Raw genomic sequence first — 20,219 nt, forward strand, 5'->3', positions numbered from 1 at the left:
TTATCCAAAAATATCAACATTGCCGAGACTATATATAGATGAATCAATCGGGCTAGATGGAAGTCCATGCAAAGCCGCAATGTTACGCATACTTTCAACTCGGTCAGCTTCGCGGATGGCCAGAGGATTCATACTCTGCCTTGCAGCCAGCAATGCCGACAATGTAATCTCAAGCGATGGCAGTTCGCTAGCTGGTGTAACATAATCACCAAACATTTGACAGAAAGTAGAGACTGCGGCACGTTCAACAATGGCTTGAATTTCCGCACCGACACATCGCTGCGTGGCTTTGAGTAACCTTTTCCATTCTTCTTCGCTGTACCCATCGCCCCCGTTACGAAAACGAGCATCGAATTTAGCGAGATGGATCTTGAAAATTGAGTGCCGTTCGCCGTAATTTGGGAGATCCACCTTGAAAATCTCGTCGAAGCGTCCACTTCTGGTTAGCTCTGGTGGTAGCCATTGAATATTGTTAGCCGAAGCGATAATTAAAACCTCACTAGTACGTTCTTGCATCCAGGTCAAAAGCATACCAGCTAGGCGTTTGGATAAATCATCATCCCCGGCGAATCCCTTATCAAAGTCATCCAGGTATAAAATTACACGATTGATTCGGTCTACCAGTGCGAGTAAGCTTTTTAGCTTGTACTCAGCCAAATTACCGTAACTGCGGAAACTCCCCCACTCTACTGAAATCAGAGGTAGCCCCAATTGTGCAGAACTTGCTTTAGCCGAGTAAGATTTTCCTGTTCCCGGTGGGCCGATTAATAAAATCCCCTTGGGTAAACGAAGATTATAGGCTTTCGCCAATGAGGATAGAAGGCGCTTATAAGTTTTAAACGCTTGCTGCATCAGTTCCAGCCCCCCGATAGAAGTGCTAGGGGGTTGGAGAAATTGAATATTATAAATCCGCTTGAACAGTTCGATTTTGTAATCGGACAGTTTTTCTACTAACTCATCCGGTTTAATTTCACCAGGAGCGCTTGCCTGTCTGATTCCATAGTCAATGTCTGCCAAGTACATCCCTAAGCCGGCGTTCGCCGTCGCATGAATATCGCCATGACTGTAATCTGGTAATACTTGGGATAAATAACTGCTTATTTCCTCTATAGCTGGCAGTTGTTGCACAATGGTGGGAACTTCGGGGGCAATGTCAGATGACACAGTGGCATTTGACCCTAAGAGAATCGCTGTTTTGTTGCAAGAGTGATTGTACAGCTTCAGGTTAATGAGGGCTGACTTAATCCACTCGGAAGTCAGAAAGAAATCTGGGTCAGTGGTAGCTTCGCCCAGCCAGGGGAATATACCTTCTAGTATGAGAATCCCTTGTCAATCGGTAGTTTTCCAGAATCGCAGAATTTCAAAGTAATGTTCGCGTCTGCTTTTGGCGATCGCTTGATACTGATTAACAGTTTGTAAACTTAATCCCTCCTCATTAGTAGATAACTGGTGCAGTTGGTCATCTTCCAGCATCCACAGGTAACAGTTAATATTGTATTGCTGGCATTCACTGGCGAGATTTGTCAAAAGTTTGAGTCTTTCTTGTAATGGAGACTCGACAGCTATCAGCTTATTGTTAAGTTTGATTAGAGAGAATATTTGTTTAATTAACTCATTATTCATTAGGGCTTTAGTTAAATTTCACCCCAATATTATTGATAGCTAAAACTCTTTACTAGCTACTTTGGTACTGAAAAAATCGGTACTAGAGGAGCTTGACTTTTTTGCAACTATAGCTCTAATTCCTCGTGTTTTTGTTGTGAATAACGTTGTTGTAATTGATGGGAGAAATTGATTAACTGCGTATTCCAATCCCGACTTTCGCACTTGAGTTGAGTCGAGTGTGGCAGTAGTTCTTTAACAGCCCGTGCCACTGTTGATTGACTAAAAGCTACCTGTACACAAGGAACATTACGTAATCTTTCAACAGGTAAATTTGAAGTGTCATCTACTGCCATGTAAACTGTTCTGTTTTCTGGTATTCCTTTAACCTGATATTCCAGCATGGCTACTGAAATGGTGTCAATGGGAGAGTCAGACAGTACGACAGTACTAGTTTGTTCGCTAGGCTTTTTCCCCAAAGTAAAGTAAAACCAGCTATCACGGCGAACTGTACCTAACTCATAACCAGAGAAATTATTAGCTGTCCCTTCTAAAAATGCTCCTTTGGTTTTTCCATTGAGATCCCGCATCACAAACACTACATTTGCTTTTGAGTCGGCATAAACTAGTCCCTGGTTATGTAACATTTGTACACAATCAGAGGGTATGCCTCGTTTCTGAGTTAGGTAATGTTCAACGCCTGACCAATTAGCTTTATCCTCAATGGGTGGGGTGAATTGGGGTGCTGGTTGAGTTTGGATAATGTCAGCCGTAACTTTTTGAGCATGAGCGATCGCTGCACGTTTTGCGCCGACTTCACCAAATCTTTCCCCTAGCCATGCGATCGCAGTTGTTTGGTTGCATTGATTAACGTGTTTCACCAAATCAATTGCATTACTACCTTCAAAATAAGAATCGGGAGCAAGGTCGCTAAATTTAGAGCCATCTATATTGATGATGTGTCCGTGACCCCTCCATCGGTCACGATCATAATTTAGCCCTAACTCCCAAGCAACATCATCCAAAGCTAAATCAGTTGACCACTCGGTAAGTTTTTTTATTGATTGATTCTCTTGCTCCAATTGCTCTATGCGCCTCCGTAATTGGTCATTCTCAAGTGAGAGAGCTTTGGCTGTAGCTTCCATTTCCTGTTTACGCTGATTCGCCCTGTCTCGGTCGGCAGCTTTGGCTAAAAGATGTTCTGCACTTAGCTCATCAACTTCTAAATCGCGCCCTTCCTCCACAATGCGGTAAAAATCCTTGATGTCCTGGTGCTTTGCTCTGCTTCCTTTAATACCGCGCTCCAACCCAATTAACCGCATTGTCTGGTAGTAAGAATCTTGAAATTGTTGGATTTTCTGCCGCCCGTCAAAGAAATGATTGCACCGTAGCTGTCCTTGATCATCAAGGGGGACAAAATAAGCGTGAATATGGGGTGTGGCTTCGTCCAGGTGTAACTCGGCGCGGACAATGCGAGATCCATATCCATCCGCTAACCACTGGTGAGTCGCTTCTACCCAGTTATCCAACTTTTGTGGTTCATAGTAACCGGCTTGGGTGGGGCAGTCGGGACGGAAATAACTAGGCGATGCACTCAACAGTAACTCCACGCAGTACACCGCATCAGTGCGAATCTTCCGCTTCTGCTCGTTTTCCCCTATCTTGGCTAAGACTAAATCCTCTAGTCGTTCCTCTGGGTTGAGGCTACCGATGAACCGAATATTTTTTTGAGTGGGATCTGCATTAGGGGTTTCTCTTTCTCGTGCAGTGTGAGATGCACTCCCTGATATGTTACCCCGCTTTAATTTTTTTAATCGCGCGATCGCGTATGCCATTTTTTATCTACACTAAAATTTGGAAATACAAGTTTTTGGGCTGACTGACTGAGAAACAAATATTACTCAAATTATTGCTGTTTTTTCTCGATTTCACGCCTTTTTTAAAGCTAAATCGCTCAAATGCGAAAATGGGCAAATAACCGTACGACTATCTTAAGCTGCCCTACAGCAGTTCTGAGGCATTTCACAGGCAATTCTCCCGCTATCCCCAAGATTACCTTAGTAGCATAGTCACCGTTGACACAATTTGAGCCTAAGTAGAGAACACCCGACTTTCTGTGATTTGGACTAAAAAACCACGCAATAGCAAGGCTTTTGGGTTGTTTAACTGTCAATAAATCTTGATTAATGAGAAGTAATGGGCTGCTCACAGAATTTTTTGAGAATTACTCAGGAGTAAAATGGTTTACAACGGAATTTTTTAGCAGTCGCTTGAAGTTAATCAGTGCTAATTTGTAATTTTCATTAGTATTTTGTAGCGCAACAGGAAAAAATCTGGCTTTTTGAAGTACAAAAGCAATACTTTTGTAGTATATATTCTCAATAAAATTGGGATTATTGAGAATATAATAAACTGGGCAAATCACCTCAAACGTTTCTAGAGTAAGTATTAGAGGGCAATTTTTCAAAAAAGTGATGTGCAAAATAGCAGACATTTTGTACCTGATTGTGAACATTTGATGACAGCTATAGCATTTAAAGGCGTGTATAAGCGGTGCAAAATAGCAGACATTTTGTATATAAATAGGGGTTTTAGGTGCAAAATGTCTGCTATTTGTAACTGTGATTAGTAATACATTTTAAACACGTAAAAGCAAATAAAACCCCGGTAAATTAGTAGGGATTAAAAAAATGAGGGTCTAAGTGAAGGATTAGAAGAAAAAATGCGGTGTTGTATGTGCATTCATTATTAAGTAAATGCTTTATTTAGGCAGACAACATAAATTTCAAAAGCAAAAATATTAAATTTAGTTAAGTTAGGCAGTATCAAAATAAAAATAAAAAAACTGGGCGATAAAAATTAGTGTAATAATTTTAAGAAAGCGCGTTAAGCTAATCAGAATTTTAGTCAAAAAAATGAATGATTCTAGATATAGAGTAGTGTCATTTAGAAGACCGAGTGACAGTGCAGATGCAGAAGTAATTGATTACTTGAGGTCAAAGCCTTTAAATTTGAAGGAAGATTATTCGGAAACAATTACATCGACACTAAAAAAACACTGGCTACCTCTTGCCTTGTTTTCTTCGGGGCTGAGGGGAGAAGAATTAAGACAGATTGGCATTTGGGCAATCAGTCAACTAGAAGCACAAATTAGTATGATTCGGAGAACTTGCGGGATAGCACCAGACCCGCTAGTGGTGACATCAAATATATCAATGCAAGCATCAGACATAGTGGCATCAGATAGTCCATCTATCTTAGGAATTATTTCCGCAGATCAGCAGATAAGTTCTACTGATGAGGAAAATGAAGACCATGAAGATGACGATGACAATGAATTTCTTTCCTCGCAAAACTATCAAGAGATGACCGACATTAAGCGGATGTTTGGCTGGGACAAACAAAACGGGGGCTGAAGATGAATAAAAAGAATAATTCTAAAGACTACACAAAAGTTGCGATAACTATTGATTTAGGGACAAGTTCCCAGAAGGGGATAGCACAGATTTATCCAGATGGGGTTCCAATAGTTTTAGCAATGGAACCAGAAATAGCGGATTTAGGGGTAGAGTCAATAGAATATTTGTCAAATCAACTCGTACAAGATACGACGGTATGGATAGGGATTGGGTCAGAATACTATGTCCTGGGAGCATTAGCCAAAAGTATGTTCGCGGGGACATCAGCTATTAGAGATTTGAAGTATCAATATGCCTTACCGAAAGTAGCAGCTATGTTATGGTTGGCAATTCGGCGGCTGGGAGTGAAAAACCCAGATATAGAGCTATATGTACATTTGCTGTTGCCAGTGGGAGAAGCGTCAGATGGGCAAACGCTCAGAGCAAAACTAGCATAGAACTTAAAAACAGGAATAATTACGCCAACAGGGAGATTAAAAGCAAAATTACGTAGTTTTGATGTCAGTCCAGAAGGGGCGGGTATCATGGCATATCGCAGTCGCAACGTCAACATAAACTATTTCCAAAAAAGTATAGGAATGCTGATGTTAGGCTATCGTAATGCCAGTTTTATTCTGTCGCACAAGGGCAATGCAATAAAAGCTGAATCTACAGATTTAGGGATGAATTGGGTGGTGCATCAGTTTGTAGAACGTACTGCCGTTGGTTTATCAAAAGATGACTTACGCCTAATTTCAGCCTTAGCCGAAACCACGAATAACAATTTTGATGCACTGCGGTTTTTATCACGCAAAACCAGAACCGAAGAAATCAATGCTGATGTAGAGTTGTTTTGTCGGATTTTGCCGATAGTTCGCAAAGAGTACTGCCGTGCTTTATGGCGCTGGTTGAGAAATATTGCTCAAATGGATGAAATCTTAGTTTGTGGTGGGACAGCATCCTTTATACGCCAAGAGCTAACCGAACATTTTGATGGTGAAGGCATCCCCATTTGTTGGAATGGCGGAATGGAACTACCTAAATATTTAGACACAATGGGATTAGGTGATAGGATAGCCGATGCTTGGGCATCCCATATTAGCCATATCAAGTTTTTGGATCATGAATTGAGCTATGACCGCCAAGACAAACCCCTAGTTCCTGATTATTATGTTCAAACCATTCAAGAGTTCTAAACCAGACACGGAGATTTGGCAAAGGAACGGTTATATCCTAGAACGGCAAAACTAACTGGAGAGGTGAGACTAAAGGCTTAATTACGTATGCGTCTTAGAAAATATCAAACGAGTATACTATGCTTCCAACCTACCTCTAACAAGTTTTACCGCTCTAGGTTATATCACTACTAGTCAAAAATAGGGTGTTGGGTGTAGTGAAGACGGCATTGGACTGAGCTTGGAACTCCGACCAATGCAAACCAGAGTGAAAAGACAGGGCTTGTAACGAATCTATGTTGTTGTACAAATGCTGTCTGATGTTAGACAGACATTCTGTCTAACATCGCCAAAGCCAATAAATGCAAGGGTTTGGCTTTGAATGGTGTTTCCCTCCGCTTAATCAACAATTGCTCAAGATGGTTGAGTCAAACAATAAACGCGAACAATTAACCTTAGTCAATTGATATGTCAGAGACGACACAATTACAAGTACAAGAATTAGCCCGTTTCGCCCAAGAGCAAGACTTCAATCAGCAATATCGTCAGTATTTTGGCGATGTCTGGGAAGAAGCGGGTGTAAAAAATATTTCTCAGATGACCGTCCAAGATGCCGAACAGACCTTAAAGATTCTGGCTGATAGTGAAGCATCCCCCCAATTCATTAAAAGCTTATTGGCACAAGCAGCAATTGATGGTGCTACACCGCAGGTTTTGGAGTATTTTCTCGCAAGCGACATTGACGGCGATGGACGGACTCTGGCACAAGAATTATTTCAGGATGGGACGAACCCATTGCAGCCGGATACACCCCAGCCACCACCCAAAGCACAGGTTTTATCTCCATCTCCAACTGAAGATTTGGACTGGGAAATATAGCATACATTCTCAAACTTTACTAGCAACCTGAGTTTTGATTTTTTCAGTACTCAAGTTGCTAGTTCTTTTTAGGAAGCATATTTAAACTTCTTAAGTTAGGTATGAGTTCCATTTTTCAAAAAGCACACTAGGTGTAATTGAATTATCGATTATACCTGTTCCCTCAACTAACTCAACAACTAAAGAAGGCCATAGTATGACTTTATTAGGTATTAATAGACCTTTAGATACAACCCAAGTAAAACTGTGGGACGAGCGCGATTTATCTACAAGCGATCGCCGCCAAGAGCATCTAGAAATTCTCCTATGCCAGAAAGTACAAATAGGTGAAGACCCTGCCTTGTGTGAGAAAGTGTTGAATTATTTGTATTTCTCGGCATTTCAACAGAATCTCAATCGCATTACTGTCCAAAAGGAGAAAGAAAAGTCGGTCTTTGCATCCGTACAGCAAGTGATTATTACGTCCTTTGCTATTTTAGGAATGTTTGCGTTCCTTGCCGCCGCTTCCAACAAATCAGTTGTGCGATCGCCTGGGGTAATCCCTCCAGCTATAGAACGGCAAGCCAATTAACCAAACAATCCGCTTTTTAGCCCAGCAGACAACGGAAGACCAACTGCAAGTAATGTGGGCTGAAGTAGCTAGAGAACGCTCGGCATTAAATTCACTGCACATATTAATCATTACAGCCTTCGCCATTTTAGGAATGATTGCCTTTTTCAATGGAGCGTTCGCCAGAGTCAAACCATCGGCAGCTGCTAACCCACCTGCTGCCCAACAGCGTTAATCCAAATGGTCAGGCAGCGTCAGAAATTCAACGCAAAAAGCTGAGAGCCTTGTTTGATAATGCTTTCAGCTTATATTATCACTCGCTCTGCATAGCTCCCGCCTAAAATGCTGTGTCCTTGTCGAAAGGCAAGCTGTCAACATCCTCAAAGTTACGCAGGTCTTGCTCCATCTGCTGCCGACGTTGAACGTATGTTCTGCTGTCTTCAATCCTTCCTCTCATTTGCCATGCGCCGAAATTGATGCCCTTTTCTGCGTATTTAACAGACACTTTGTTGTAATCATCAACCTCGATTTTCTTGCGCAACTCAAGCTGTTCGAGGGCACTTTCACTGATACCAATTTTCTGAGCGTATTCTACATATTCAGGTCTGAGAGAACCATCTGGGTTAAATTCCTTTTTTTCTTGTTCAGTGAAGAAATCGTAGGCTGTGTAGATTGGCCACGGCTCTGGATCAGTCTCGTCTAAGTGCTTCCACTCGTCATACTCTTCTTTTACTCTACGAGCGTAGTCATCGACTGCTTCTGGATGTGCGCCAAGAGATAATTTTTGTTGTCTTACTTCATCTTTTAAAGTTCCATCTGCATTGAATTCTTCCTTATGCATATTTATCCAACGCTTAATTCTTGACATACAAACCTCTCAAGATATTAACCAAGTTCCATTAACTTCTTAAACCCATGACTCTGGAAATTAAACATTTTGATCCCAGGCTCAATCAATGGATTTATACAGATGAGCGTAAAACTATTTTAACTGAAAAGCTCAGTAATACTTTACTGGAATTTTACTTTCCTAACAAAGAATTCTCATTTGGACATTCAGATGAATAAAGTACTGCTGAAGAATTAAAGAATCATCCAGATGGACAAATTTTATTACTGTCTTCTAAGACTCGCTTACTTTATGGAGATAAAGAATGTTTAGAAACAATTCAAAAAATTTGTCCAGATAGTAAAGATCGGGGGGCTTATGGTTCCATCTTCCTTGGGGCTTGTAAAAATGCGATTCACGAAAAGCTAAACATTCTGGTAGTAGATGATTCTACTGATAACAGGGGTGAAAATGGAGGGATATTATCGAATGATTTAGCATATAAATTAGTTGGCGATTGTTATGGGCAGATTTCAACACAGCTTTATGACAAAGTAACCTTAAGAGAATCCCAAGCAGATAAGAGCTATCGTGTAATTCAGCATCGATTTGGTTGGGTGGATGGAGTTGGAGAGGATACTACTAAATACCGTTTTGGCAAAGGAACACTCCGACCATACAGACTAGATAGAATAGAATATGCAGATGCCAAGAGCAAACCAAAAATAGACATAATTCTCCCAGTAAGCAGTTTTAAGGGAACAGACAAGGATAGACCCAAAGGCCCTACTAAACCTCAAATGCAACCAGGATTATATCAGCAAAATATTTGGTTAGCCGAAAAAGGGCAATCTCAAAAAGGACAGATGTCTATCTCCCAATTGTTGGCATCTTTCCCCCAAGGAATGAAAGATTTTGCCGAAGAACTAGAGGTACAAGCTCAAAGATTAGTCTCTATTCAAGATGACCCAAGAATTGTTGCTGCTTACTATTGTGAAAGATATGAAAAACGTAAAGAATCATTGAGCCAAAATAAATTAAAAACAGGAGAAGTCACAAATCTTGAAACAGATGTTAAAAACTTAGAGAGAAATGATGGCTTAGATGCAGATGAGGAGTTGGATGACGAGAGTACTAAAGATGACTTATTCATGTACAAACTCATTAAAGCCGATTTACTAGGGCATCAGCAGTTATTAGAAACTGAGAAGGTCAAACAGGAATTAAATCGGTTTGTACAAAGTGAGTGGCGAGATATTGCTGTTGGGAAAACGCTTACTTTTGACCGAGGAATGATTATTCCCTCTAAGGAACTCAAAAATGGTGAAATTTGTATCTCTTGGCTTGATGAGCAAGAAAAAATTCTTAACTTCCGTTCTCCTTTCCTCAACTCTAATGGTTTGTGTATTTCTAATAATAAATATGTTAAGGATCAGTTAGGGGCAGATGGTAAACCCTTAGAAGGCATAATTGTAGTCAATGACGAAGACCACAAGCGCATACAGCAAAGAATTACAGAGTTAGAAGCACAAGGAATCGATGTTGATTTTATCGATCCAGCAGAAACCGAATCAGAACGCCAAGCACGAGACTACGATGGTGATTGCATTGGTGTGGCAAAAGCCAGCTTATATCCCAACTTAACGGCAGAGGCAGAGCGAAGAAACCGTCCTCAAAACGCCTATTCGCCCACGGTTAAGCTCAAAAAACAATCATTTTATGATCCCATTGATGGAAGCCAGCCTCCATTTGAAAAAATCGCTATCCACATGAGCGATAGCATCAGCGTGGGCATAATCAACAATCAAGTGACAGCACTGGAAGCATTAGAATCAGAAATTGAGGTACTAAACACTTATGAGACTTTAGAACAAAAATCAGAATATTTAGAGCAAGTATCTAGCCATTATCAAAGTTTATTTGAACAGGAATATGACCAGAAGCCCAAACCAATTAGAGCAGAGTACAAACCTTTCATGCAATCTGTTGTAGCTCTAGCAGAGAATCCTAACAAAACTCCAGAGATTATTCAGCAGGCAATGGATGTTAACCGCCTGATGTACCGAGAAATGATTGGTGAGGGATGTTATCAAAACCAAATAGCGGTTGATTTATTCAAAAGTGCTAAAAACCTGAGATGGATAAAATCCTGGAAAACAGCCGCTACTTGTATCGTGATGTTAATTATATTAAAGATAAGAAATCTTCGTCAGTTTATTTAAACACGGGGATAACACCAAAGGGCTACTCACCAGTAGAATTATTAATTAGCCAAACTAATAAATATTTCCAAGAATCACAGTTAGAATCGCGCCCCATCGTCCAGTTTAAAGACTTATTCAAAGGAGTAGAATTTACACCACAGCAAAAATTTGCAGCGATCGCCGCCAAGTACGAGTTTGATCAGAAATTCAACGCTGCGGTACGTATGGAGCGACGGCGGGAAACCGAGAAAGGGCCATCAGCAATCATCCAAACTCCACAGGGAGCGCAACTCGAAATTACCAATCTCACCCATTACGAACATCCTCTGATTTGGAAAGCCCAAACGTTGAACATTCGCCTAGACGAAATACCAGAGAAATGGCGAACTAAAGAACGCCCCCACAAATTACTAGCAGTTGCACAAATCAATGGTGAGATTGGGGAGGATAAGAAACCCGCCTACCGCAACCTGGGGACAGTTAGCCAACAATCTGTGACTGACCACAACCTCAAATCGGGGATGACCATGCAGGGAGCTAAACTCCTAGAACTAAAACCAGAACTTACTAGAAGCCAAACTAAATTACTTTTCGACAAGGCACAAGAGGCGGCTCTCGCATTTTACGCTTCTATCCCAGAGTCAGAAAAACTTGCATCCGCCGCCGCCGCTTGGAACATCTGTGCATCCCGCCAAGATGAACTTGAAGTTGCAAGAAAAGAAAACGCAAATCCCCAAGCGATCGCGAAAAAAGTCTCTAATTTTGCTTTCGCTGCTTTCCCCAATGAGATTATTTCTCGCTTAGATAAGTTGCAATTTACTGAACCGAAGTTAGTCACACTTTTGAATGAAGCAAATCAATTTTTGGGTCGAGACTGGAATCCCACCGAAAAACACGCGATAGAAATTAGGGCTAGCCACCACCCACCGGGACACGAACGCCACGTTTCCAGACTCTTGTTTGTACAGGATGCTGATGGCGAATATAAAGAATTCGCCATGCTCGAAACCAGAACCGCACAGCTTCCCATTGGTACGAAAGCGCAAGCCAGCATGGTTGGCGTGGAACCTGCTACTGCTAAGGCCACTATTGGACTACCAGGAAACGAGCCGATTGAGATTATCATCCGTGAACTTAGAAACTTCTCTTATGCAGGACTTGTTTTTAACGCCGAACCGGTCAACTTAGAATTTGGCACTGTGCCGGTGACTGACAAAACAGTAAAAATCAAAATTGATGCTTTGACTTTGGGCGAGTTAGACAATGATTCTGTCCAACAGTTAAAACAAGTTGATTACCTGAAAAATGGTAATCCCCTAAAATTAAAGCTCACGTCAATCTCTGAAACTGGGGATCAAGCTTTTGTCCTGGGTGAATCTCCCAATGGGAATCTCCTCAAATTAATAAAATTAACTTTTATGATTTTTCTGGTCAGACATTCGATGACTTGGATTACCGAAAACTGACTATCGATTTGCCACCCTTAAAAACTAGAGATGCCGTGTTTTTAAATGGTGAACCCTTGGGAGTGTTGCACTTTAAAAAAGACAAAGACGCGCTCAGACAGCTTGGACTACTCAAAACCGGACAACTTACACACGCCGACGCTATTATTCAAAGTAATTTTTCTGTGATTTGCGCTCAAATTGACCCTAATACCGTTGAATATCCCCAGAAGTGGACGAAGGAATTCCAAGTTTTTGGGACTCAATCGGTTAACCGCCAACAACAGGAAATGATTGATAGTAGTGCGAAAATTCTACATCATGTTAAAGAGCGTCCTACTTTCTTATTTTCTACAGAATCAAACAAAAAACTTGGAGTCATGGGTTTGGCTGTTGACAACCAGAAAGCTGAGACTGTGACTAAGTGGTTAACTGCTCAAAAAGTTGAATGGCAGCAAGTACCAATAGAAGATGTTATCAGGGAAACTAAAAAAGGTCTAGCGGTATTTAACTTGGTTGATAGCTCCATCCCTGCCAAAACTTTGTCGAGCATGACCAAGAAATTTGGGGCAATTATTGAATCGGATAGTGACTATCAACAAAGAGTTAATTCCCTCGCCACACGACCGCAGTTTTTGAAACCACCAGAACAAACAGCACAATCCCCACCTAACCAATCCATAACTCTATTACTCTCCACTACTCCTTCTACACCAGACATTAGTAATAGTACAAAAACCGAATCTCTAAGTGTAGAGAAGTCCGTGACAGTTACTATTGATGACTTGAGAAATTGGTACAATGCCGCAGATAAGTTAGGGAAGCCGGAAAATTACAAAAAACGCATTGTAGAAGTGGCCAATCAGTTTAAAGCTGGTGAGCAATTATCAGCCGAAGCGTTGACAGTAATGAATAAAGATAAATTTGAACTTGAAGCCATCAGTCGGCTGACTCAAATTGCTCAAAGGATTGGCATGGTCTGGGGTAAATCTGATGAAAATGGTACTAAAGTCCAAGGGAAAATTTATGACTTGGCTTTCAATACCCAGCAGAGGGATTTAACTATTTCGCAGAAAGATGGAGAGGTAATTTTAAACTTGCAATCTGGGAGGGTACAGACTAATAAACTAACTCCACAGATATTGCAAACTTTTGAGGATGCGAATAGTCAGATAGATAAAATTTTAGCGAAAAATAAAAGCCAAGAATTAGAAATACAAGGATAAATTAACTAACTCAGCTAAATATCCAAGTCGATGAATATTTAAAAAATTCTAAATTAAAACAGAGAATATTTGGTGGAATTAATGGAAGACATTGATGTAGAACAAGGGCAACTGTGGTATGACAAAGGAATAGAGCATCTCAAATCAGGAAACTTATCTGGAGTGATGGAGTGCTTCAGAAATGCACTTTATTTTTATCCTAATTTTGCTGAAGTTCACAATACTATAGGACTAATTCAGTTTCAAATCGAAAAATATGAAAATGCAATTCAGCTTTTTGATAACGCATTAGCAATGAATCCGAATTTTGCTGAAGCTTATAATAATCGAGGATTAGCTCGGTCAAAAATCTGTCATAAGTCAGAATTTCCCAAGGTGATTGAAGATTATACTAAAGCTATTGCTCTGAATCCAAAATTAGTCCAGGCTTATCTAAATCGGGCTGATACGTATAAAAATTTAACTGGTGACAACCCAGCAGCTATCTTAGATTACAATCAAGTAATTTTACTTGACCCAAACTGTTTATCAGCTTATATAAACAATACCTTAGCCAATTTACGAGGGTTCAATGCCTGTAGAAACGGGATGAATACGCCCTAAAGAAGTAAGCTTGGCAAAAATCTGGGTTAATAAAATAGGCTCAGGCATTTCGGGAAGCATTTTTAAAATTTCACGAACATATCGAAAACCACGATAATGAGCCTTAAGCTCAAGGATGCCGGAGTCGGGATTAAGGAGACGAAAATCCGCGAGAAGATGATGGGATAAGTTGACCATAAAGAATGCTAGATTAACAGCATTAGTTACAGCAGTTTGACTTAAGTTCATAAAATCTTCCAATCCCCAAAATTGCTTGGCATCTCGAAAATTGAATTCGAGCTGAAAGCGCAGCTTGTAGTAGTCAATTATTTTCTCAGATGACAATTTCAGATCGCTAGAAAATAGAATCACATGGCTGCAAGCATGAGTTTTAAGATTGGTTTTGACTAGAATAACTACATTCAGAGCTTGGGCAAATTCTCCTGTGTTGTAAAGTCGCTTGATAAATATCAGTTTGAATATCCTCATCAATGGTACTTTTACATAAATACTTGTTAGGTATGTTATCGTAATCAATTTTATCTCCGTATTTACGACGTGAGCGCTTATCGGGATCAGGATTTTGATAAGGGATATAGAGTACTGAATCGTAGCGAAGCTTAGAAATTATATGTAACTTAACTTGACGAACCATCTGCAAGGCATTATTGTTCCCAAAATGACCATCCAACACTAAGTAAGTTAGAGGAATAAATTTAGCTAATAACTTAAATAATGACTTAATCATCTTCTGAATTCGCAGTAATTCAGATGTGAGAATTACCTGAGTTTTATTCTTGGTTTTACTCCCCTTTGGTCGCCCACGTTTCTTTTTCTGCTTTATTTCTTTGGTTGGTGACGGGCTAGTTTTTTCTATATCGCTCTTTATGACCTGTTCTATCTGTATTGGAAATGAGTGCCTTTGCCCCACACTTACTAATGATAATGTAAAAAAAGATAGCCCTGATATAGGTTTGCTAACCAGACTCGAAAAAAATCTATCCAGCCCATAAGGAAAGTTTTCCTGATTTACCTATTACAACTTCATCTCCAGCAAGCAAATACACTTCATTTGCACGGAACAAATGCTTGTGGAAAAATAGCCAAAATAACGTCGCCCAAGGTATTACTGTATGAAAGAATCTCAACATTGTCCGATAACTGCCACCAGTGCTTGTCCAACGAGAGATTCCCAACATCGTGACTCGTCCGCTCATCGCTAACATGGCCAGGATTATTTAGTTCAACTGCCGCATTGTTGTAGCGTTTATCTGCGGTAGCAGGCATTGTAAGAGTGATAGGATGTCGAACATGGGCGAATTGTAGTTTTTGAGTTGTCGTTTGGGAAGACAACAACTCTACTACAGAGCGCCCTCTCTCTTCATACTCTTGTTTTGGCAAAGGTATTGATAAATAGAGCGAATATTTATTTTTTATCTGGGGAATTAGAAAAATCACTCTTTGATTTAGAAAAAGTATTATCTCTAGATGCTGATTGTGCAGAAGCATACTGTGGATGAGGGATAGTCAGGTTCCATCTGGACAATATTGAGGGCGCTAAAAAAGATTTATTTAAAGCTTTTGGTTTGTATGAGGCGCGAAGCTAAAAACCAGATAAACTGAGGGTTATCACCCAAGTGTACTGAGATTGAATGCAACTTAAAGAATTTTCACTGATCTCGCCTGTAGTGGAATCAGGTACGGTACTCAAAGCGTTAGAAACAGCTATTCCAGCAGAGGCAATCTCGAGTGCGATCGCACAGACACAGAGTAATGAAGAACGGAGGCGGGCTTTACCGTCGTATCTGGTGATCTGTCTTCTGAAGCTGTGGCTTTGAAGATTTTGGCGATGAAAACGTCCTAAATAAGTAGGCGTGAATCATTCAAAGTTTATAGTAAATGCTTTAGTCGTTAAAATAGAACTAAATGCAATATATAGGAATCATATTTGATTTTTGAACAAAATTAGGTATGGTAGGGTGCGTTAGAACGCAGTTCGTAACGCACTAAACCCTTGATGATGGTGCGTTACGCTGTCGCTAACACACCCTACGCATCTTTTCATAAATCAAATAATAGTAACGCACCAAAAACTTTGGAGTCAGGTGCGTTACGGCTTACGCCTAACACACCCTACATATACTTAGATTTTTTCATAAATCAAATTGGATTCCTATATTGTTTACACCCATTGCACAGGATCTAATTTATAGTAACGTTGCAGTTGCTCATAAAGTGCTGAATGCTTGGACAATAATTGCTGCGGCTTCTCAAAAAATGTCTCAGTCGCTACAGCAAAAAATTCTGCGGGATTTGTTATACCATAGCTATCCATTACCGTCTTTGCATCTTGTAGAACATCATTACAAAGTTGCTGATATGCTTCTGTCATTACCTTTGCCCAAATAGGATAATCTGAGTTCTGTTGCAGTATAGGAACCCCTTCAACTTTACCATCTTCTTGATCCAACTGATGGGCAAATTCATGAAGCACAACGTTACGTCCATCTCTCCAATTAGTAGTGTCTTCTTTAACCTGTTCCCAAGACACTACTAATTGGTCAGTTGTCCACGATTCACCCAGCCTTGCCACGCGCTTTTCTTCAACAACATAATTTCCGATAGGAGTCGTTTCTTTAACAAAATAAGTGTTGGGATATACCAGAATTGAACGAAGTTTAGGAAAGTACTGTCCACGTTCATTTAGTAAGAGTAAACAGGCAACAGCAGCTAGGGTAATTTTCATTTCCTCCGTTACCTGTAATCCTCCACAGCCAATAAATTGTTTTTCTACTAAGAATACTTGAATATGTCCCTTAAGTCGTCTGATTTCATCGGGAGAAAGACAGGGATAAATGGGAAGATTATTCTCAATAATTGCATTCCAAAGTGGGGGAAAAGGACGATGCTTGAGGCGGGTTCTTCGCCTTTTGACTAAAATGGGATTGACTAAAATTCCAGTGATAATCAGCCCAATAATAAGAAAAGCAATTATTGTTTTAATCATTGACGTTTACTTAAAACACTTACTATTAAAAATAGTTAATAGTCAGGATTTTATTTTTTAAATATACGTAGGGTATGTTAGCAATAGTGTAACGTAATATTCCAAAGTTGTGCAGTGTTACGCTCTGCCAAGATACCCTACAATACTACTGAAATTTTTTCAAAAGCAATTTACAGCTTGAGGCTCAAGTATTATTGCTCATTTCTCTGGTGGTAAATCTACGCTATAAATAGTTTTTCCTACCAAGTTACGCAATGTCACTGTCATCATTTTTGTATTTTTATCAATTTTAACTCCTCCAAAGAATTGCAAACCTTCACTTGGAGGTCGATTTGCTTTCGTACCTGGAGGAAGGCTTTGAAATATCAATTGTGGGCCAAAAGTGTTTTCTAATTGGTTTGGCCCAAATGTGCCAGAATTTAGAGGGCCGGCAACAAACTCCCAAAAAGGCTTAAAGTCTTTAAATTGTGCTTTAGCGGGGTCATAATAGTGGGCTGCTGCATAATGCACATCAGCAGTTAACCAAACAACATTCTGGATATTCTTATTTTTGATAAATCGGAGTAAATCTGCAAGTTCTAGTTCTCTTCCTAAAGCTGGGCCATCTCCGTTAGCCCACGCTTCAAAGTCTGTGCTACCATCTGTAACTATCAGTCCTAGAGGCATATCACTAGCAATCACTTTCCATGTTGCTTTTGATGATAGTAATTGCCTTTTTAACCATTGTATTTGTGTTCTGCCTGCAAATTCTGTTTCTTTACTTGGGACTGACTGATTATTAGGGCTATTTGGCCCGCGATAGGTGCGTTCATCTAGCATGAAAATATCTAATAATGGGCCATGATTAAAGGAGCGATAAATTATCGTTTTGTCTGGCTGATTATTTGTATACCCAATAGGCAGATATTCCAAAAAAGCTTGCCTTGCTCTTTGAGCTAGCAAGTTAACATCCTTGATTGTATAGCGGTCATCGTTGAGAATCGTTTGCCCAGGATACCAATTATTCCTTGTTTCGTGGTCGTCCCACTGTCAATACGGTTCGGTTAAAGGGGAAAGGAGAAAGGTTTTGAATACATCCTTTACCCTTACCCTTTCCCCAGATCATAAGGAAAGTGAAAAATGCTTATCCGAACCGTATTGCCTCTACCTCTGCTATTTGACAGTTAACCACTATTAAGGTGTCGGGGTTAACGTTTACTACCTGCTCTTGGCGCTTTAATAATTCTTGAAGCACGAAATCAGGCAACAACTGGGAACTCTCCTCAAGTAATTGTTTTTGAGTTTCTGGGGAGTAACGAGTTTTTAATTCTTGGGTGATTAAAGTTAAAATATCTCCAGTAGCTAAATTGACAACTATCTTTTTATCTGCGGGATTAAGAAAACTTCCAACATTCAGATTAATGTGTTTTTTAATTGGCATAGTTCTGTAAAATCATTTGAAGTTGAGCAGAGCATTCACAAATAAAGCGAAAATTTTTCAGAAAAAACTGCTATCTCATTAATTCTGACAACATCTGCTCCAAAATATCTTCTATAGTTTCTTCATCTAAGGAGTGCAGATGTGTTGGCCCAGCAAGAAATTCTTTAATAGTGATTTTCTGTTCTCTAAAATCCTTAACGAAATCCCGAATCTCAGAAACGACGTTAATTTGAGATTCCATTGTTTCTACGATCTCAGCCATAGCGTCAATGCCTTTTTTAGCAGCTTTTCGAGAATCGCAAACCATCGTTCCTTCTGGAGTATTTTTTGTCAAACGCAGTTCCTGTTTCAATTTTTCATATTGAGTCAGGAGGATTTGATTGTGCTGTTCTAGAGTTCGGCATCTACGGGTTAAATCATCCTCGTTATTATTGTCAATAATTTCTAAGGGTTGTTGACTTTGTTCAATTTCAAGAAGTCTTGCTAAATCCCCCTCTTGGTAGGCTTTATTAATTTCTTTCATGATTTCTGTGTGAGACTTCTGTGTTTCACTGTCTCTGGCTTTATCAGGGTGAAAGATTTCAGCTAATTTCAGAAATGTTTGACGAATTTTTCTTTGGTCATCTGTTCTGACAAAAGAGGCAGAGTCTACAGACTGTTGTCCTTGCCAATATTGATGCTGTTGTTCACTAGTTTCCTTTGAAAAATCTGATTGGGAATCTTCATTGTCAAACGATTCGTCTAATGTATCTAACTGTTGGCTGTTGGGTTTTAGACTAATGGCTCCAGTTATCTGTAGGTTACGGTAAACTGCTTGTATATTTTTGAGGGTTTGTTTACCGAACTTTCTAGTAGTAAGAATCTCCTCAAACAGAGCATGGATTTCCTGGTCTAACTCAGCCATTTTTCGGAAACCGGGAGTAGCTTTATTGAGAAATTCTGTGCCAAAAAAACGCATCTGTTCAACAAAGTTCTTCAGTTCTGTGCGCTTTCTCTTAATCTGTTTGAGTAGTGATTGATGTTCTTTTTCTAAAAACTCTAAGCGGATATGTAATTGAGACAGAGCCAGAGGAGTTACTTTAATTGATTGCGATGGGACTGTAGTTTTTCGAGGCATGAAATACGTATGTAAGTTGAAAGTTTAAAATATAACTATCGCATTACTTAGGAAATGCGAAAAAAAGACACATCTTGGATTATACACCACGGACTTAAATGAAGTTTTTAACAAATTCGGCAGAATTCCCCGTGCCTAAAGTACGATTTACCGATTTACCCAGTGGTAATTTTCTCATTTGATGATTACTCTAGAAGCGTGAGAATGGCGAGGCGATCGCAACATTCAAAAAGGAAATTATGTATTCTTTATCACTTTTTTTGTGGTCAACTACTGATTTATAAAAAATATTGCTTAGAAAGGAGAAGAATGTAAAGAATATACAAAGCTTGGTATTTGTATGTACATTTTTCGGCAAATAATAGACCTACATGTGTTTCCATACCCAAGAGATTATTACTCCAATAGTTAGAAGCAATCACCACTGCAAACCCTTAAGGGACTTCCAGAATCATTTAAAAATAGGAGTTAAAGCTTATTGACACAATAAATTATGGTAAAGATTATTGGTCAAAACCAGAAGGCGAAAAATCTATGCAACTTGGTTGACAGCGATCGCCTTATTGACAAGCCGCAATTTAGAAGAGTTTGGTGGTCGTGTATCAAATTCTGGCGAAGGGCGCCAGAATGCGAACGCAGCAATTGAATCTGTAGCGACTCCGGTGAAAAGTTACGCGCTCTTTGCTCGTTTTAGCTGGCGTGGAGAAGCAAACTTTGCCGAGAAACTTTTGTCAGCCATGCGCTATCAGTTTGGCGGGTATGATGAAAAAGCTAATTCTTAAAGA

At 39.8% G+C, this 20,219-nt stretch carries 16 protein-coding genes and 4 pseudogenes; 11 read left to right on the forward strand and 9 right to left on the reverse strand.

The features are described from left to right. The 3 genes and pseudogenes from GTQ43_RS37880 to GTQ43_RS37890 form a co-directional block, all read right to left on the reverse strand. A pseudogene (locus tag GTQ43_RS37880) lies at positions 1–1,623 on the reverse strand (AAA family ATPase). Between the two features lie 107 nt (positions 1,624–1,730). After that, entirely contained in the window at positions 1,731–3,437 is a 1,707-nt protein-coding gene (gene mobV / locus GTQ43_RS37885; RefSeq protein ID WP_265277800.1) for a MobV family relaxase, read from the reverse strand. Positions 3,438–3,556: 119 nt separating this feature from the next. Then, a complete protein-coding gene (locus tag GTQ43_RS37890; protein ID WP_265277802.1) occupies positions 3,557–3,811 on the reverse strand; it encodes a hypothetical protein in 255 nt (84 codons plus the stop codon). Positions 3,812–4,517: 706 nt separating this feature from the next. Between GTQ43_RS37890 and GTQ43_RS37895 the strand changes: the two genes are divergently transcribed. The 6 genes from GTQ43_RS37895 to GTQ43_RS37920 all read left to right on the forward strand — a co-directional run bounded on the left by GTQ43_RS37895 (position 4,518) and on the right by GTQ43_RS37920 (position 7,839). Further along, positions 4,518–5,018 carry a hypothetical protein gene (locus GTQ43_RS37895; protein ID WP_265277803.1) on the forward strand — a complete coding sequence of 167 codons (501 nt, stop codon included), beginning with the start codon at positions 4,518–4,520 and terminating at the stop codon, positions 5,016–5,018. Positions 5,019–5,020: 2 nt separating this feature from the next. After that, positions 5,021–5,458, forward strand: coding sequence for a hypothetical protein (locus tag GTQ43_RS37900; protein ID WP_265277804.1), 438 nt, complete (start codon positions 5,021–5,023; stop codon positions 5,456–5,458). Positions 5,459–5,545: 87 nt separating this feature from the next. Continuing rightward, positions 5,546–6,196, forward strand: coding sequence for a hypothetical protein (locus GTQ43_RS37905; RefSeq protein WP_265277805.1), 651 nt, complete (start codon positions 5,546–5,548; stop codon positions 6,194–6,196). A gap of 447 nt (positions 6,197–6,643) precedes the next feature. After that, positions 6,644–7,054, forward strand: coding sequence for a hypothetical protein (locus tag GTQ43_RS37910; RefSeq protein WP_265277806.1), 411 nt, complete (start codon positions 6,644–6,646; stop codon positions 7,052–7,054). A 196-nt stretch (positions 7,055–7,250) separates the two neighbouring features. Next, positions 7,251–7,625 carry a hypothetical protein gene (locus GTQ43_RS37915; RefSeq protein ID WP_265277807.1) on the forward strand — a complete coding sequence of 125 codons (375 nt, stop codon included), beginning with the start codon at positions 7,251–7,253 and terminating at the stop codon, positions 7,623–7,625. A gap of 52 nt (positions 7,626–7,677) precedes the next feature. Next, entirely contained in the window at positions 7,678–7,839 is a 162-nt protein-coding gene (locus tag GTQ43_RS37920; RefSeq protein ID WP_265277808.1) for a hypothetical protein, read from the forward strand. Positions 7,840–7,941: 102 nt separating this feature from the next. On the opposite strand, the gene GTQ43_RS37925 is transcribed toward GTQ43_RS37920, so the two are convergent. Continuing rightward, on the reverse strand, positions 7,942–8,472 hold the full coding sequence (locus GTQ43_RS37925; RefSeq protein ID WP_265277809.1) for a hypothetical protein: 531 nt from the start codon (positions 8,470–8,472) through the stop codon (positions 7,942–7,944). Positions 8,473–8,519: 47 nt separating this feature from the next. Between GTQ43_RS37925 and GTQ43_RS41995 the strand changes: the two are divergent. Both GTQ43_RS41995 and GTQ43_RS37935 read left to right on the forward strand, forming a co-directional pair. Then, positions 8,520–13,308 (forward strand): annotated as a pseudogene (locus GTQ43_RS41995) (hypothetical protein). Positions 13,309–13,389: 81 nt separating this feature from the next. After that, positions 13,390–13,911, forward strand: a complete 522-nt coding sequence (locus GTQ43_RS37935) for a tetratricopeptide repeat protein (RefSeq protein WP_265277810.1) — start codon at positions 13,390–13,392, stop codon at positions 13,909–13,911. On the opposite strand, the pseudogene GTQ43_RS37940 reads toward GTQ43_RS37935, so the two are convergent. Next, positions 13,867–15,203 (reverse strand): annotated as a pseudogene (locus tag GTQ43_RS37940) (transposase). The gene GTQ43_RS37935 and the pseudogene GTQ43_RS37940 sit on opposite strands and share 45 nt — an antisense overlap. Before the next feature lie 93 nt (positions 15,204–15,296). Here GTQ43_RS37940 and GTQ43_RS42000 point away from each other — a divergent pair. Together GTQ43_RS42000 and GTQ43_RS37945 are read left to right on the forward strand one after the other, a co-directional pair. Continuing rightward, positions 15,297–15,410: a hypothetical protein gene (locus GTQ43_RS42000; RefSeq protein ID WP_414859195.1), complete on the forward strand. Its 114-nt coding sequence runs from the start codon at positions 15,297–15,299 to the stop codon at positions 15,408–15,410. Between the two features lie 132 nt (positions 15,411–15,542). Then, positions 15,543–15,728 (forward strand): transposase domain-containing protein, encoded by a 186-nt coding sequence (locus GTQ43_RS37945; RefSeq protein WP_265277811.1) that lies wholly within the window; start codon positions 15,543–15,545, stop codon positions 15,726–15,728. A 344-nt stretch (positions 15,729–16,072) separates the two neighbouring features. Here GTQ43_RS37945 and GTQ43_RS37950 read toward each other — a convergent pair whose 3' ends face one another. The 4 genes and pseudogenes from GTQ43_RS37950 to GTQ43_RS37965 form a co-directional block, all read right to left on the reverse strand. Continuing rightward, positions 16,073–16,897: a M90 family metallopeptidase gene (locus GTQ43_RS37950; RefSeq protein ID WP_265277813.1), complete on the reverse strand. Its 825-nt coding sequence runs from the start codon at positions 16,895–16,897 to the stop codon at positions 16,073–16,075. A gap of 198 nt (positions 16,898–17,095) precedes the next feature. Next, positions 17,096–17,926 (reverse strand): annotated as a pseudogene (locus tag GTQ43_RS37955) (alkaline phosphatase D family protein); the annotation flags it as partial. A 94-nt stretch (positions 17,927–18,020) separates the two neighbouring features. After that, on the reverse strand, positions 18,021–18,317 hold the full coding sequence (locus tag GTQ43_RS37960; protein WP_265277814.1) for a hypothetical protein: 297 nt from the start codon (positions 18,315–18,317) through the stop codon (positions 18,021–18,023). A 70-nt stretch (positions 18,318–18,387) separates the two neighbouring features. Then, a complete protein-coding gene (locus GTQ43_RS37965) occupies positions 18,388–19,434 on the reverse strand; it encodes a J domain-containing protein (protein ID WP_265277816.1) in 1,047 nt (348 codons plus the stop codon). A 506-nt stretch (positions 19,435–19,940) separates the two neighbouring features. On the opposite strand from GTQ43_RS37965, the gene GTQ43_RS37970 reads away from it, so the two are divergent. Continuing rightward, a complete protein-coding gene (locus GTQ43_RS37970) occupies positions 19,941–20,216 on the forward strand; it encodes a hypothetical protein (RefSeq protein ID WP_265277817.1) in 276 nt (91 codons plus the stop codon). Positions 20,217–20,219: the final 3 nt, after the last annotated feature.

This window comes from Nostoc sp. KVJ3, from assembly GCF_026127265.1.
Lineage (GTDB): Bacteria > Cyanobacteriota > Cyanobacteriia > Cyanobacteriales > Nostocaceae > Nostoc.